Here is a 14,771-nt window from a genome sequence, read left to right as displayed (position 1 = left end):
GGACCTTATTAAATTAACTCGGCTAAGGGGGGCTTTTTAAAGTGGTGAAGAGGGGTCAATTTGAAGCGGTTTATCCAGGTATTGCCAATAATATTAAAAACAGCTTCTTCGCTGAAATTTTTTATTGATTCTGCTGTCAACCCCAATACCTTTGCTAATTCTCTAAAGTGCTATCCTCAATTTCTTCGCTCTGCTCTTTTTGCTAATGGCCTGCTGGCTAATGCCGAGTTGGGTAGCCAGGGTTTCTTGTTTTACTCCAGCCAACCTTCATGTAAAATAACTTGATCTTCTTCAATTTCATAAGGCAAAAAATAATAGCCGATATGTTTATCTAAATGGCTATAAAATTTAGCGATAATAGCATCTGTTTTGCCTTCAATTGAAGGCCTGGTAACTAATGTATTGTAAATAATCGCATAGGTTAAAGATTCTTGATCGCCAAATAACCTTGTTAAATCTGTTTCCAATTGTTTAATTAATTCGGTGCTTAGTGGAAACTCATCACCAAAAAAAACGATATGCTGTAAAGGCTGATTATTTTTATTAAGATAAACCGCTATTGGATAAAATTCAGACTGTTCCTGTAAAAGTTTTTTTGCAATGGTAAAGCCATAATTAAGCAGATTGATGAGGTGTTTATCCATGGTGGTGTTTTAATTTTTCCTTTGCGTTCTTTGCGCATAGCCTTTGTATGCTCTGGTTAAATATAGGCTTATTAAGTCTTCCTCACCGATTTCAAAATCCACCTTACCCGATAGTATCGAAGCCATGGATATCACAAGACCATCTTCTCGTCTTGTCCTGACTCTTCGGCTCCGTGTAGTTCAATTTGTAATATTTTTATGTGCCTGAAGGTTCTTTTAAATTAATTTTTACCTTGGTATACCTTAATGAAACCATCTAAAACGTTTAACCATGAGCCATAAGTCCATTTGGAAATTTGCATTTGCACTATTTGCCACATTTACGATTTGTTTTGAAACCATGGCGCAGCAGGCAAAATTGAATGTCGCCGTGGCCGGGCTGAATCATGATCACATTTACCTGGTTATGAATAGTTATCAGAAGGGAGAGGTGAACATCATCGGCATTGCAGAAAGTAATCCGGATTTAATACAGCGTTTTAAGCAGCGTTATCAACTGGCAGATAGCTTATTTTTTCCTGACCTGCCTGCTCTGTTGCAAAAACGTAAACCAGATGCCGTGCTGGCTTATAATGCCATCAGCGATCATTTGGCCGTGGTGGAGGCGGCTGCGCCCCTGGGGATTTCTGTAATGGTGGAGAAGCCATTGGCAACAACGGTTAAAGATGCAGAGAAAATGGTTCAGCTTGCAAAAAAGCACAACATCCATTTGCTTACGAATTATGAAACCACCTGGTATCCGAGTAACCAGGAAGCTTACCTGAATATAAAACAACAAAATTTAATAGGTGAGGTGCGGAAGATGATAGTACACGACGGGCACCAGGGACCAAAGGAAATTGGGGTGAGCAAAGCGTTTTTGAGCTGGCTGACTGATCCGGCTAAAAATGGGGCAGGTGCGCTAGCCGATTTTGGCTGTTATGGCGCTAATTTAATGACCTGGCTTATGAATGGCAAGGCGCCAATAGCCGTGTCTGCGATTACACATCAAATTAAACCTGCTATTTACCCGAAAGTGGATGATGATGCTACGATTTTGCTGGAGTACCCGGATGCGACCGGCATCATTGAAGCTTCGTGGAACTGGCCTTTCAGTATTAAGGATATGGAAGTATTCGGGAAAACAGGTTACATACAGGCAGTTAATGAACAGCAGTTGCGTTTGAAAGAAAATGGCAAGGCCGATTATAAGGTATATAAAGCAAAAGCACTTGCACCGGCTTATGCCAGTAGTTTGAGCTACCTGGCTGCGGTATTGAGAAAAGAAATCATACCTGAAAATGATTTATCTTCTTTAGAGAACAATTTAATTGTGGTTAAAATTTTAGAAGCGGCTAAAATTGCTGCAAAAACTGGTAAAAAGGTGATGATCAAGTAAGGTTGATTTAATCATTTTGCCTGATGGTGTTTTAGGTTACTTGTAAAAGGTGTTTGCAATGGTAAAGCCTATATGCCAGGCCGGATAGCAGGGAGCAGATCGCATGGAGCATATTGCAGGGTGCGGTAATTTGAGCCTGAAAACGGATTGCCTAATTTATGTTTGAGCAAGATCGGTGCGTTGGTAAGTTGAATGAAATACCTTTCGCATTCCCTAAACATACCTTTGTTTTGTTCAGGAATAATATAAAGGATGTGGCAACAATACCATTTGTAAGCAAATATGGAGAAACAGTAACGTGTGTATGCAATTTGTTGCCAGAAGAATTTTTAAGATTAAAAAAATGCATCAGACAGCATGCACGCATGGCCGACCGTTCTGCCAAACGTAATTTTCCAGCTATTTTTAGCTTTTGAGAATGATCTGTTTTTAGCTTAATCAGTTCTAATCTGAGCTTTTTTAGCCGATGTTATACGCTTAACGCTGTGTACAATAAAACGTATAATCCTATTTCTTAATCTTTTTCACCACCGTTTCTACAACCCTTGGGTAGTGCAGGTGCTCTAACTGTTGCCCTTTAAACTTCACCATTTCCAGGTTGTCGCCTTTGTCAATTTTATATCTGGCCTGGTAAATGTATTCACCCTCATCATAATTTTCGTCAACATAATGAATGGTAATGCCACCCTCACTTTCGCCGGCAGCAATTACAGCATTGTGCACATGATCGCCATACATGCCTTTTCCACCAAATTTTGGTAGAATAGCCGGGTGAATATTTACAATTCTGCCGGGGTAGGCGGCGATTAAATTTTGAGGAATCAACCAAAGGAAGCCCGCCAGTACTATAAAATCGATATCGAGATTTTTTAGTAAATCTATTACTTCTTCTGTTTTATAAAATTCGTGTTTGTCGAAAATATGGGTAGGAATTTCGAAGTTGTCAGCCCTTTGAAGTACATAAGCATCAGCGTTATTAGTAAGCACCAGCGAAATTTCTATCTCGTTACTGCGTTTAAAATGCTCCATTATTTTTTGGGCATTGGAGCCAGAACCGGATGCAAAAATGGCTATTCGTTTTTTCACTCAGAATGTGTTTTCCTCAAAAATAGCATTTTTGCCCATGTTTTAGGCATTCAAATTAAATTTTATTATTGCAGTTTACGTGTTATTAATGAATAAATTTATCGTATTTTCGCAGTTCGGAATTGATAACAAAAATTAGGGAATAAAATTTTTAAAATCTTTTGTATTTTAAAAAGATAAACTCTATATTTGCAACCCGAATTATAGGAAACGATTAAAGAAAAATAAAAGGCTAAATAGAAATGGCAAATCATAAATCTTCATTAAAGAGAATTAGAGCAAACGCTACAAAACGTTTACGTAACAGATATCAGGCAAAAACTACACGTACTTTTATTAAAAGATTACGTGCTGCAGAAGATAAAAAATCTGCTTCAGATTTATTGCCTAAAGTAATCTCTATGTTAGATCGTTTAGCTAAAAAGAACATTATTCACAAAAACAAAGCGGCTAATAATAAATCAAAATTAACGAAATTCGTTAACGGTTTAGGATAATCCATTTTTTTTACGATATTAGTATCAGGCATCCCAACCAAACGTTGGGATGCCTTTTTTTTGTCGAAAAAATGGAGAACTACGATCAGAAACTTGGTATTAAACTTTGGGCTGAGGAAGACCGCCCAAGAGAAAAATTATTGCAACACGGACGGAGGTATCTAACTGATGCCGAGTTAATAGCCATCCTGATCGGATCGGGGAATAGAAATGAAACCGCTGTAGATTTAAGCAAGCGAATTTTATCGTTCTACGATAATAACCTCATCAAGATCGGGAAGGCATCCATTCAGGATCTTTCTAAATTTAAAGGAATAGGCGAAGCCAAAGCAGTCTCTATAGTCGCAGCGCTCGAGCTCGGCCTCCGCAGAAAGGAAACCCAGGAAGAACAGGTTCTTCAGGTTACCGCCTCAAGCGATGTCCATCGGTATTTGCACCGAACTTTTACCGGTCTGAATCACGAAGAATTCTGGATTTTGCTTCTTAATCGCTCCAACCATATTATCGGCAAGCACCTGATCAGCAAAGGCGGGCAGGCAGGCACTGTTGCTGATCCAAAAATAATTTTTAAAATAGCACTGGAGTACAATGCAGCAAACATTGTATTGGCACATAATCATCCGTCAGGAAGTTTAAAGCCTAGTGATAGCGATGATAAACTAACGAAAGACCTAATTGCCTCCGGACAAATGCTGGGGTTATACGTAGTAGATCATCTGATTTTTGCCAACAATCGGTATTATAGTTATAAGGATGACCAGATGATGTAGGGACTATGATTAAAGGATTAAAAGATCAGAGCGGACTATGATTATCAAGATTTAGGATTGTAAGATCAGAGCAGACTTATGATTACATGATTATAAGATCAGGGTATCGAGGAGTTATGATTATCAAGGTTTTTAGGGTTGTAAGGTCAGAGCGGACTATGATTACATGATTTTAGGATTATAAGATCAGGGTATCGAGGAGTTATGATTATCAAGGTTTTTAGGATTGTAAGATCAGAGCGGACTATGATTACATGATTTTAGGATTATAAGATCAGGGTGTCGAGGAGTTATAATTGTGTTTTTAGGATTGTAAGATTGGGGGTTTAAATAAATATAGCTCTTTTATGGATAAAGAAATCATATTTATCATGTTAACACAGGTGTTTATAACAACTTCAATACTTAAAACTGATTTAACATGAAATTGGTAATATTGCAAATTGAAATTATATCATTTTATGAAAGCATTTAAGATTATTACCGTACTACTTCTTATTTCTACAATTGCATTTTCGCAGCAAAAAGGAATGCCCATCAATATTATTACTTACAATATACGCTTAAATGTTGCTTCTGACGGTGTAAATGCCTGGCCAAACCGGAAAGACAATGTTAAAGCTTTGGTTAAATTTCACGATGCCGATATCCTATGTGTTCAGGAAGCGTTGCCTGAGCAGTTTGATGCCTTGCTTGAGAACTCAAATTTTGAAGTGGTAGGTGTTGGTCGCGAGGATGGAAAACGTAAAGGCGAGTTTTCTGCTGTATATTTTGATAAGGATCGTTTTACTAAGAAAGATGGCGGAACATTTTGGCTTTCGCAAACGCCAGATGTGCCTTCAAAAGGTTGGGATGCAGCTCTAAATAGAGTTTGTAGCTGGGTGCGGTTGTTCGATAATTTAAATAAGAAAGAATTTTTAGTGTTCAATACCCATTATGATCATATCGGCGTACAGGCAAGAATCGAATCTGCCAGGTTATTGAAAAAGAAGATTCAGCAGATTGCACCAACTTTGCCTGTAGTATTCACCGGCGATTTAAACGTTACACCAGAAACTGAAGCCATTTCGACAATAAAATCTTTCCTGACAGATGCAAAAGAAATTTCGATGGAGGCACCATACGGACCGGCTGGAACTTTTAACGGGTTTGATTTTAATGGTGATTTGAAAGACAGGATTGATTATATTTTTGTAAACAAAGGATTCAAAGTTCAGAAATTTGCAGTGCTCAGTGATAGCAAAGATAAAAGATACCCGTCTGATCATTTACCCGTTTTCGCAAGGCTTTGGTTTTAGGAGGGCTTATATTGGGGGCTTACAGTCCTTTTCCATTTCAGTTCGAGCTATTTGGTAGCCTCTATCATTACCACTATATTTTCGAAACCCTTGCATTCATCATCGGTGTTAGGGTTTATTACTATTTAAAGAAGGGGATCGTTGATCCCATTTCTGATGAAAACCGCTTGTGGATTATGCTTGGGGCCATGCTTGGTGCATTGATCGGCTCGAGGGTGGTTGCCGTTTTAGAAACGCCGGAAGTGTTGCAGCACCTCAACTTTTCTATTCTCTATCAAAGTAAAACAATTGTTGGCGGTTTGTTAGGTGGTTTATTCGGAGTGGAAATCATTAAAAAGATTATTAAGGTTAATATTGCCTCAGGCGATATTTATGTGGTTCCGATTTTGGCTGCCTTATTTATTGGGCGCATCGGTTGTTTTTCTATGGGAATTGATGAGCCAACCTATGGCATTCCAACTTCCTTGTTTTCTGGAATGGATTTGGGTGATGGGATCAGGAGGCACCCGATTATGCTTTATGAAATGATTTACCTGGTTTTACTTTTCTGTTTTTTCAGGGCCCTCAAAAATGCAAACCTCCTAAATGGCGATCGCTTTAAATTGTTCATGGTGCTCTATTTTCTATTTCGCTTTCTGATCGAATTTATAAAGCCTTATCAGCCATTATTTTTAAATTTAAGTAGCATTCATTGGTCGGCAATATTAATTTTTGCGTATTATTATAAATTCAATATCAGAATCACGAAAAAAACCTTCACTTAAGGAGATATGGCCAATACGAGAGATTATATTTATTACGATTACACCAAAAGCCTTTGTCCGGAATGTCTTCAGCTTTGCGATGCGAAAATTGTTTTTCAGGATGCAAAAGTTTTTATGTTGAAAAACTGCAGAACGCATGGCGATAGTAAAGTGATGATTGCTGATGATGTAGAATATTATAAACAAATCCGCAATTACAACAAGCAATCAGAAATGCCGCTGAAATTCAATACCAAAGTGCATTACGGTTGCCCGTATGATTGCGGCCTTTGTACCGATCATGAGCAGCATTCCTGCCTGACGGTAATTGAAGTGACTGATCGCTGTAATTTAGCCTGTCCTACTTGTTATGCCATGTCATCACCCAATTACGGAAGACACCGGACATTAACTGAAATTGAGCGGATGATGGATGTGGTGGTAGCCAATGAAGGTGAGCCGGATGTTGTTCAGCTTTCTGGTGGCGAACCTACGGTGCATCCCGAATTTTTCAAAATACTGGATCTGGCTAAAACCAAACCCATCAAACATTTAATGGTGAATACCAATGGCATCCGGATTGCAAAGGACATCAACTTTGTAGAAAAACTGGCTTCTTATATGCCCGATTTTGAAATCTATCTTCAATTTGATAGTTTTAGTGCGGAAGTTTTAACTAAAATGCGGGGTGAAGACCTCACTGAGGTTAGGAGAAAAGCAATTGAACATTTAAATCAGTTTAACGTATCAACCACATTGGTGGTTACGCTACAGAAAGGTTTAAACGATCATGAAATTGGTGATATTCTTGATTATGCCCTGAAGCAACGTTGCGTTCGCGGGGTAACTTTTCAGCCAACACAGGTTGCGGGCAGGAATGATGATTATAACGACCAGCAGGGCAGGATTACTTTAACGGAGGTAAGACGCAAAATTTACGAGCAATATCCTACATTTACGCCACAGGATTTGATTCCGGTACCTTGCAATCCTGATGCACTTTGCATGGCTTATGCTTTAAAAGTTGGTGATGAAGTTATTCCGATGACGCATTTAATTAACCCGGAAGATTTGCTGAACAATTCTAAAAATACCATTGTTTTTGAACACGATGAAAAATTGAAAGAACATATGCTGAATTTATTTAGCACGGGTGTTTCGGTAGATTGTGCAGAAGATACTTTTGGCGAACTGATGTGCTGTTTGCCCCGGGTGAAATCAGATAATTTAAGTTACGATAACCTGTTTCGCATTATCATTATGAATTTTATGGATCCCCTTGATTTTGACGTCCGGGCGGTGAAGAAATCATGTGTTCATATTGTTAGTGATAAGTATAAGATCGTACCTTTCGAAACCATGAATATTTTTTATCGGGATAATAAAATTGATGCCATCAGGGATAAATTAAATATGAATTAATATGGGTTTAATTTTGATATTTCTTTATGGTTTTGCTATTGTGGCGCTTTTTATTGGCGGGATTATCACCATTATTGTAAAATCATCAAATAATCAGCCTGTAAAGCTGGGTGTTCAAATGCTTATTGCTTCGATTGTTTTGGTTGTAATTGGTGGGGGCGCCTGCGCTGTATTATTAGCTAACAGTTAACATGGGACTTATCATTTATTGGCTTGCTGTTGTTGTGCTGTTTATTGTTGGCATAGTGCAGGTGATCATCAAATCAGCCAGGAAAGAACCGCTAAAGCCTGGTTTAATCCTGATTTTAATTTCAGTAATCATGTTGGTTATCGGGGCAGGTGCCTGTGCCGTAATTTTATCGAACCTTAAAATCGGGCATTAGGTTTGATCTTTAACCGGCGTAAACATAATTGTTATTCCATTTCGCTGCACCCCAGTCGAGATGACGGAAAAATTCTTTTTTTAGATTACAAATCAAATTCAGCATTAATTACATCAGGATTTCTGGTTTAGCTTTTTGCTTTGCGCTTTAAATAATATCTTTGCGTTTTATGAAATAGAGTAATCATCAGGATTTGAATCCTGATACCTGATACTCGCTACCTGATCCTAACAAATGAAAATATCATATAACTGGTTAAAACAATTCGTTCAAATAGATAAAACGCCGCAAGAGCTGTCGCTAATCCTTACCGATATTGGTTTGGAGGTAGAAAGTGTTGATCAAGTTCAGCCTGTTGTGGGTGGCTTGGAAGGCTTGGTTATTGGAGAAGTTTTAACTTGCATACAACATCCCAATGCAGATCGTTTACGGGTAACCACCGTTAATGTTGGTGGGAAAGATAATCTTCAGATTGTTTGTGGCGCACCAAATGTTGGCGCCGGGCAAAAAGTGGTGGTTGCTACCGTGGGTACAACCGTTTATCCGTTAGAAGGCGAGCCTTTCAAAATTAAGGAATCAAAAATCAGGGGCGAAGTTTCGCAGGGAATGATTTGTGCAGAAGACGAAATTGGTCTCGGTAAATCTCATGATGGCATTATGATTTTGGCAGATGATACAGAAATTGGTATTCGCGCTAAGGATCATTTTAAAATGGATGATGATTTTGTTTTTGAAATCGGATTAACGCCAAACCGTGCCGATGCAGCATCTCATTTGGGTGTAGCCAGAGATTTAGCAGCTTATTTCAGAAGTGAATATGAAATGCCAGACCTTTCAGCTTTCAAAACAGATAATGAAAATTTAGTTATCGCTGTTGAGGTGGAAGATTTAGAAGCTTGTCCGCGGTACAGTAGCGTAACCATTTCTGGTGTCACGATAGCTGAATCTCCGGATTGGTTGAAAGATAAATTAAAAGTGATTGGCCTTCGTCCGATCAATAATATAGTAGACATTACCAATTACGTATTGCATGGTTTTGGTCAGCCATTACATGCCTTTGATGCCGATAAAATTGCTGGTGGAAAAGTGATGGTAAAGAAGGTAGCCGAGGGAACGCCTTTTGTAACGCTTGATGACGTACAACGCAAATTAAGTGCTAATGATTTGGTAATCTGTAATGCAGAAGCACCAATGGCTATAGCCGGTGTGTTTGGAGGGAAAAGTTCAGGAGTGAGTTCAGAGACTAAAAATATCTTTTTAGAAAGTGCTTATTTTAATTCAGTTTCTATCCGTAAAACAGCAAAAAGACATGGTTTAAAAACAGATGCTTCGTTCCGTTATGAACGTGGAACAGATCCTGAGATTACGGTAACCGCGCTTAAATATGCTGCTTTGTTAATTAAAGAGCTGGCTGGTGGAGAAATTTCCTCATCAGTTTCTGATATTTATCCAAATCATATCCGCCCTTTTGAGTTTGAAGTAAGTTATACCAACATCAATAAATTAATTGGTGCGAATATTCCTTCGGCGGAAATAAAACACATTATAACTTCTCTTGGAATTACAGCAACCAGCACATCAGATGATACCTTAGCTTTGAGGGTTCCGTCTTTCAAGGTTGATGTAACACGTGAGTGCGATATTACAGAGGAGGTTTTACGCATTTATGGATACAATAATATTGCAATTCCATCTAAAGTAAATGCTTCACTTTCTTATAGCATAAAGCCAGAGAAAGAAAATACGCATAATGCAATTGCCGATATGTTAACGGCGAACGGATATGCAGAGATTTTGTGCAACTCGCTTACTAAATCTGCTTATTCAAAAAATCTGGATGAAGCAGTTTTTATTTTGAATCCCTTAAGCAGTGATTTGAATGTAATGCGCCAGCAAATGCTGATGCCGGCTTTGGAAAGCGTTGCTTATAATCAAAACCGCAAAAGTGCTGATGTTAAGTTCTATGAATTTGGCAAGACTTATCATTTAATAAATGAGCAGTATGTGGAGCGGTCCAGGTTATTATTGTTAATCTCTGGAGCAAAACAAAGTGAACAATGGAACCAGAATTCCAAATCAGCAACGTTTTACAACTTAAAATCTGCTGTGGATGCGGTTATTTCCCGCCTGGGGATTTCGGGCTATCAAACCGATACCTTAAATGACGATAATTTCGCTTATGGCATTAAATATTTCCGTGGAGATAAGGCTATTGTGAGTTTTGGTGCGGCTACGAAAGCCGATCGTAAATTGGCTAACGTGAATGCCGAAGTTTTTTATGCTGACTTTGATTGGGCTGCAATTTTAGATATCGTTAAGAAAAACAAGATTGTTAATAAAGAGCTTTCGAAATACCCTCAGGTGCGCAGGGATTTATCTTTGTTAATAGACGAGACGGTAACTTTTGATGCCTTGAAAGGAATAGCTTTCAAAACGGATAAAAAGCTGATTAAAGAAGTTGGTGTTTTTGATGTGTATGTTGGTGATAAATTACCGGAAGGTAAAAAATCTTATGCTTTGAATTTTATTTTGCAGGATGAGGAACAAACCTTAACCGATAAACAGATTGAAAGCACCATGCAGAAACTAATTGCAAATTTAACCCAGCAAGCAGGTGCAGAAATTAGGAAATAAAATATAAATTCGTATTTTTAGAAATAAATTCATGACTTCTGTTGCAGATCAATTAGATAAGGTATTACAAAAAACAACTCGTTTAATCGAGTTATGCAATGCTTTACAAGAGGAAAATGATTTATTAAAGCTTGAAAATCAATCGTTAAAAGTTGCCGTTGATACTTCAAAAGCAAAGCGCGTAGACCTGGAAGAAAAGTTAAGGGTTACTAAACTGGCTAAAAGTATAGACGGTACAAGTGAGAAGTCGCTTGACATTAAACAGAAAATTAACGATTTTGTGCGCGAGATTGATAAAAGTATCGCATTGTTAAAAAAATAAATGATGCGTAAAAATCAGAAACTAAGCTAACAAATGGGAGAAATCTCGATTAAAATAACCATTTCCGACCGTATTTATCCTTTAAAGGTGAATACAGAAGAGGAAGAAATTGTGAGACGGGCGGCTAAAATGATCAATGAGCGCATAAAAGATTATCAAGATAATTATGCGGTTAGGGATAAGCAGGATCTTCTTTCTATGGCAGTATTGCATTATGCAACCGCCGTATTGAGAACGGAAAACAAAGTACAGGACCAGGATACTGCCGTTGCCGATAAAGTTGAGGAATTGGATGTTTTACTAAACGGTTTTTTCACAAAATAAAGGTTCGTTCTTTGGGCGATTCGTCACTCTGAACTTGTTTCAGAGCCTGTTTACTAAGATCCTGAAATACATTCAGGATGACGATGCCCTATATATTAGCATAAAAACATAGCCGCAGCTAGTTTTTTGAGTTTCAATTTTATAAAACTTAACACTTCAATATCTATGGGGTTAAGAGGGCGTATTTCATCTGCTTTAAGCACCTGAAAATGGCTTAAATCCCAATTATGCTTAGTTGAGGTTTAAAATGATGAGACTTAAAAAAATTAGTTGCGGTTTTTTTTTACTTAAAAAACAAAATGGAGATAACAGAAATTCTAGGATACATATTTGCCCTAATAGCAGGCTTAGGTATCGGTATAGTAGTAGGTAGATTCCTACTTCGCAATTTGCTTAAAGCGCAGGAAGTTGCAGCGCAAAATAAAGTGAAAAAGATTTTAAAAGATGCAGAGAACAATGCAGAAATCTTAAAAAAGAATAAACTTTTAGAAGCAAAAGAGAAGTTTTTGCAATTAAAGGCAGAGCATGAACAAGAGGTGAATGCTAAAAACAATACCATCAATCAACGCGAAAATACGATGAAACAGAAAGAACAATCTGTTAATCAGCGGATGGAGAACTTCAATAAAAAAGAGCAGGAGCTTGATAAACAAAAAGGTAATCTTGAAAAACAAACTGAATTAGCAGTTAAAAAACAAGAAGAGGTAGAAATTTTAAAAAATCAGCACCTTACCCAGTTGGAAACCATTGCGGGTTTATCTGCCACTGAAGCTAAAGACCAATTGGTAGAAAACCTCAAAGAAGTTGCCCGTACACAAGCCATGATTCAAATCAAGGATATTGTAGATGAAGCAAAATTAACAGCCAGTAAAGAAGCTAAAAAAGTAGTTATCCAAACCATTCAACGTACTGCTACGGAAGCTGCGATTGAAAATTCGGTTTCGATTTTCCATATTGAAAGTGATGAAATTAAAGGTCGTGTAATTGGTAGAGAAGGTAGAAATATTCGTGCATTAGAAGCTGCTACAGGAATCGAGATTATTGTTGATGATACACCAGAAGCCATTATTTTATCTGGTTTTGACCCGGTGCGACGAGAAATTGCCCGTTTGGCATTGCACCGTTTGGTAACAGATGGTCGTATTCACCCCGCTCGTATTGAAGAAATTGTTGCGAAAACCAAAAAGCAAATCGAAGATGAGATTGTAGAAATTGGTGAACGTACGGTAATTGATCTGGGTATTCACGGCTTACACCCTGAATTAATCAGAATGGTTGGACGGATGCGTTACCGTTCATCTTATGGTCAGAATCTGTTACATCACTCTCGTGAGGTAGCTAACTTCTGTGCAACAATGGCAGCAGAGTTGGGCTTAAACGCGAAGATGGCCAAACGTGCTGGTTTACTCCATGATATTGGTAAAGTGCCTGATGATAACCCTGAATTGCCTCACGCAATTTTAGGCATGCAGTTAGCAGAAAAATATAAAGAACATCCTGAAATTTGTAATGCAATTGGTGCCCACCATGATGAAATTGAGATGACATCGATGATCTCACCAATTATTCAGGCTTGTGATGCGATTTCAGGTGCTCGTCCGGGTGCACGTAGAGAGGTGGTAGAAAGCTATATTAAACGACTGAAAGATTTAGAAGAACTGGCTTTGTCTTATCCAGGTGTGGAGAAAACCTTTGCCATCCAGGCTGGTAGAGAACTTCGTGTAATCGTAGAAAGTGAAAGAATTACTGATGCTCAGGCTGAATTATTAGCTGCTGATATTTCGACCCGTATTCAAACTGAAATGACTTATCCAGGGCAGATTAAGGTAACTGTAATTAGAGAAACCCGTTCTGTAGCATTTGCTAAATAGGATTAAACAAGAATAAACCTCGCAGGTTTTTAAAACCTGCGAGGTCTGAAAAACAAAAAGCGATGGATATTCTATCGCTTTTTGTTTAGCTATTGAAATGAGCATGTAGCATTTTGTACTCCGGCTACGTTTGATAAGAAAAAGCAATTGGTATGAAAAAAATATTTAACCGCTCTTTCTTCCTGATTATATTAATCAGCTTCGGATGTAAAAAAAATCCAGATGATAAGAAAATTGAAATTACCTCAAACAATTTAACCAGCTGCCCGGCAGATCTGAATTGTACTTATTTATATAAAGATGGTGCCGATTTCGGAGAACCTTTCTTTTTAAACCTAAAAAAAGGGGATTTTAAAATTTTTAAGTATAGCGCTTTATTGGGTAATGGATATTATGCAAAGCACGTATATATCCGGGTACCGTTGAACGTAACACAATTTGAATTAGGAAATGATCAGGTTTTAGCTGGCGAAGTAAAATATGCTAATCCTTGTGCATCATGTGATGTTATTGGTTTGAAAGTAGTTGGTGGTAGCTTTAAAGGAATAAAATCTGTTAATGCTAATCAAACTTCCAGATGGCTTTTGGAAGGGAAAGTTTACTTAAGTACAATACAGCCCTCTTCTTATCAAGATAGCATTATTATTAAGCAATACTTTAATTTAGATCCTGCCGGGATTTAAATTCTGTAATATTAAAGTAGCGCAAGGTTTAACTTGTTTTCCTGCTCAAAGCGCAGCAAAAAACAATTTTTTTTAAACTACCTGTACAAAGCACCTCATTGGTTCCGGCTGTTGATATCAAAATTTTAGATCCAAAGAGATTTGTTCGATACTGATGATAATCAATCGATCCCGTCAGATTTTTTTTTAATTTTACATCATGAGCAAGCCGACCATAAACATAGAACCAAAGCGCCCTGTTGATGTACTTTTTGATCAATATGCAGGAAGTCATCAAAATCCAACCAACAAAATGGTGCATTGGATCTGTGTTCCATTAATTGTTTTTAGCTTACTTGGCCTGATTTGGCAGATTCCTTTTCCTCATATTGGCTTTCTGGGGAGTTATAATGGATTTTTCAACTGGGCATCCCTTCTATTGGCCTTCAGTTTATATTATTATTTTACACTTTCACCCGTTTTGTTTTTTATGATGATCTGGATAGTGGGTTTAATGAGCTACACCATCGTTAAAATAGAGCAGGCTGTGGGTTTGGGTAGTGGTACTGCCTATGCTATTTATGCTGTGATATTTATAGCAGCCTGGGTAGGTCAGTTCATCGGACATAAAATCGAAGGTAAAAAGCCCTCATTTTTAGATGATGTTAAATTCCTGTTAATAGGTCCGATCTGGTTATTGCACTTCATTTGCAGGAAAGCAGGTATTAGATACTAAT

Annotated in this window: 16 protein-coding genes; 14 read left to right on the top strand and 2 right to left on the bottom strand. The window is 37.8% G+C overall.

Annotated elements, in window-relative coordinates:
- Positions 1 to 251 precede the first annotated feature (251 nt).
- Complete coding sequence (locus GJU39_RS11360) at positions 252 to 644, bottom strand: hypothetical protein (protein WP_154280914.1); 393 nt, start codon at positions 642 to 644, stop codon at positions 252 to 254.
- A 271-nt stretch (positions 645 to 915) separates the two neighbouring features.
- Between GJU39_RS11360 and GJU39_RS11355 the strand changes: the two genes are divergently transcribed.
- Positions 916 to 2,022, top strand: a complete 1,107-nt coding sequence (locus GJU39_RS11355) for a Gfo/Idh/MocA family protein (protein WP_154280913.1) — start codon at positions 916 to 918, stop codon at positions 2,020 to 2,022.
- 507 nt (positions 2,023 to 2,529) lie between these two features.
- On the opposite strand, the gene purN is transcribed toward GJU39_RS11355, so the two are convergent.
- Positions 2,530 to 3,108: a phosphoribosylglycinamide formyltransferase gene (purN, locus tag GJU39_RS11350; protein WP_342448199.1), complete on the bottom strand. Its 579-nt coding sequence runs from the start codon at positions 3,106 to 3,108 to the stop codon at positions 2,530 to 2,532.
- Between the two features lie 242 nt (positions 3,109 to 3,350).
- On the opposite strand from purN, the gene rpsT reads away from it, so the two are divergent.
- The 13 genes from rpsT to GJU39_RS11285 all read left to right on the top strand — a co-directional run bounded on the left by rpsT (position 3,351) and on the right by GJU39_RS11285 (position 14,770).
- Positions 3,351 to 3,605, top strand: a complete 255-nt coding sequence (gene rpsT / locus GJU39_RS11345) for a 30S ribosomal protein S20 (RefSeq protein WP_154280912.1) — start codon at positions 3,351 to 3,353, stop codon at positions 3,603 to 3,605.
- A gap of 71 nt (positions 3,606 to 3,676) precedes the next feature.
- Positions 3,677 to 4,375 carry a RadC family protein gene (radC, locus tag GJU39_RS11340; protein WP_154280911.1) on the top strand — a complete coding sequence of 233 codons (699 nt, stop codon included), beginning with the start codon at positions 3,677 to 3,679 and terminating at the stop codon, positions 4,373 to 4,375.
- 461 nt (positions 4,376 to 4,836) lie between these two features.
- Positions 4,837 to 5,673 (top strand): endonuclease/exonuclease/phosphatase family protein, encoded by an 837-nt coding sequence (locus tag GJU39_RS11335; RefSeq protein WP_154280910.1) that lies wholly within the window; start codon positions 4,837 to 4,839, stop codon positions 5,671 to 5,673.
- An 11-nt stretch (positions 5,674 to 5,684) separates the two neighbouring features.
- Positions 5,685 to 6,437: a prolipoprotein diacylglyceryl transferase gene (locus GJU39_RS11330; RefSeq protein ID WP_154280909.1), complete on the top strand. Its 753-nt coding sequence runs from the start codon at positions 5,685 to 5,687 to the stop codon at positions 6,435 to 6,437.
- Positions 6,438 to 6,443: 6 nt separating this feature from the next.
- A complete protein-coding gene (locus GJU39_RS11325; protein ID WP_154280908.1) occupies positions 6,444 to 7,838 on the top strand; it encodes a radical SAM protein in 1,395 nt (464 codons plus the stop codon).
- A 1-nt stretch (position 7,839) separates the two neighbouring features.
- Positions 7,840 to 8,028 carry a hypothetical protein gene (locus GJU39_RS11320; RefSeq protein ID WP_154280907.1) on the top strand — a complete coding sequence of 63 codons (189 nt, stop codon included), beginning with the start codon at positions 7,840 to 7,842 and terminating at the stop codon, positions 8,026 to 8,028.
- 1 nt (position 8,029) lies between these two features.
- On the top strand, positions 8,030 to 8,221 hold the full coding sequence (locus tag GJU39_RS11315) for a hypothetical protein (RefSeq protein ID WP_154280906.1): 192 nt from the start codon (positions 8,030 to 8,032) through the stop codon (positions 8,219 to 8,221).
- A 234-nt stretch (positions 8,222 to 8,455) separates the two neighbouring features.
- Positions 8,456 to 10,855: a phenylalanine--tRNA ligase subunit beta gene (gene pheT / locus GJU39_RS11310; protein WP_154280905.1), complete on the top strand. Its 2,400-nt coding sequence runs from the start codon at positions 8,456 to 8,458 to the stop codon at positions 10,853 to 10,855.
- A 31-nt stretch (positions 10,856 to 10,886) separates the two neighbouring features.
- Positions 10,887 to 11,177 (top strand): hypothetical protein, encoded by a 291-nt coding sequence (locus tag GJU39_RS11305; protein WP_154280904.1) that lies wholly within the window; start codon positions 10,887 to 10,889, stop codon positions 11,175 to 11,177.
- A 33-nt stretch (positions 11,178 to 11,210) separates the two neighbouring features.
- Positions 11,211 to 11,501, top strand: a complete 291-nt coding sequence (locus GJU39_RS11300; RefSeq protein WP_154280903.1) for a cell division protein ZapA — start codon at positions 11,211 to 11,213, stop codon at positions 11,499 to 11,501.
- 299 nt (positions 11,502 to 11,800) lie between these two features.
- On the top strand, positions 11,801 to 13,372 hold the full coding sequence (rny, locus tag GJU39_RS11295) for a ribonuclease Y (RefSeq protein ID WP_154280902.1): 1,572 nt from the start codon (positions 11,801 to 11,803) through the stop codon (positions 13,370 to 13,372).
- A gap of 152 nt (positions 13,373 to 13,524) precedes the next feature.
- Positions 13,525 to 14,055: a hypothetical protein gene (locus GJU39_RS11290; protein ID WP_154280901.1), complete on the top strand. Its 531-nt coding sequence runs from the start codon at positions 13,525 to 13,527 to the stop codon at positions 14,053 to 14,055.
- A 199-nt stretch (positions 14,056 to 14,254) separates the two neighbouring features.
- The gene (locus GJU39_RS11285; protein WP_154280900.1) at positions 14,255 to 14,770 is read left to right on the top strand and encodes an Mpo1 family 2-hydroxy fatty acid dioxygenase; all 516 of its coding nucleotides are present in this window, start codon (positions 14,255 to 14,257) and stop codon (positions 14,768 to 14,770) included.
- Position 14,771: the final 1 nt, after the last annotated feature.

It is taken from the genome of Pedobacter petrophilus, assembly GCF_009674725.1.
Lineage (GTDB): Bacteria > Bacteroidota > Bacteroidia > Sphingobacteriales > Sphingobacteriaceae > Pedobacter > Pedobacter petrophilus.
This window is presented reverse-complemented; position numbering and strand designations above follow the sequence as displayed.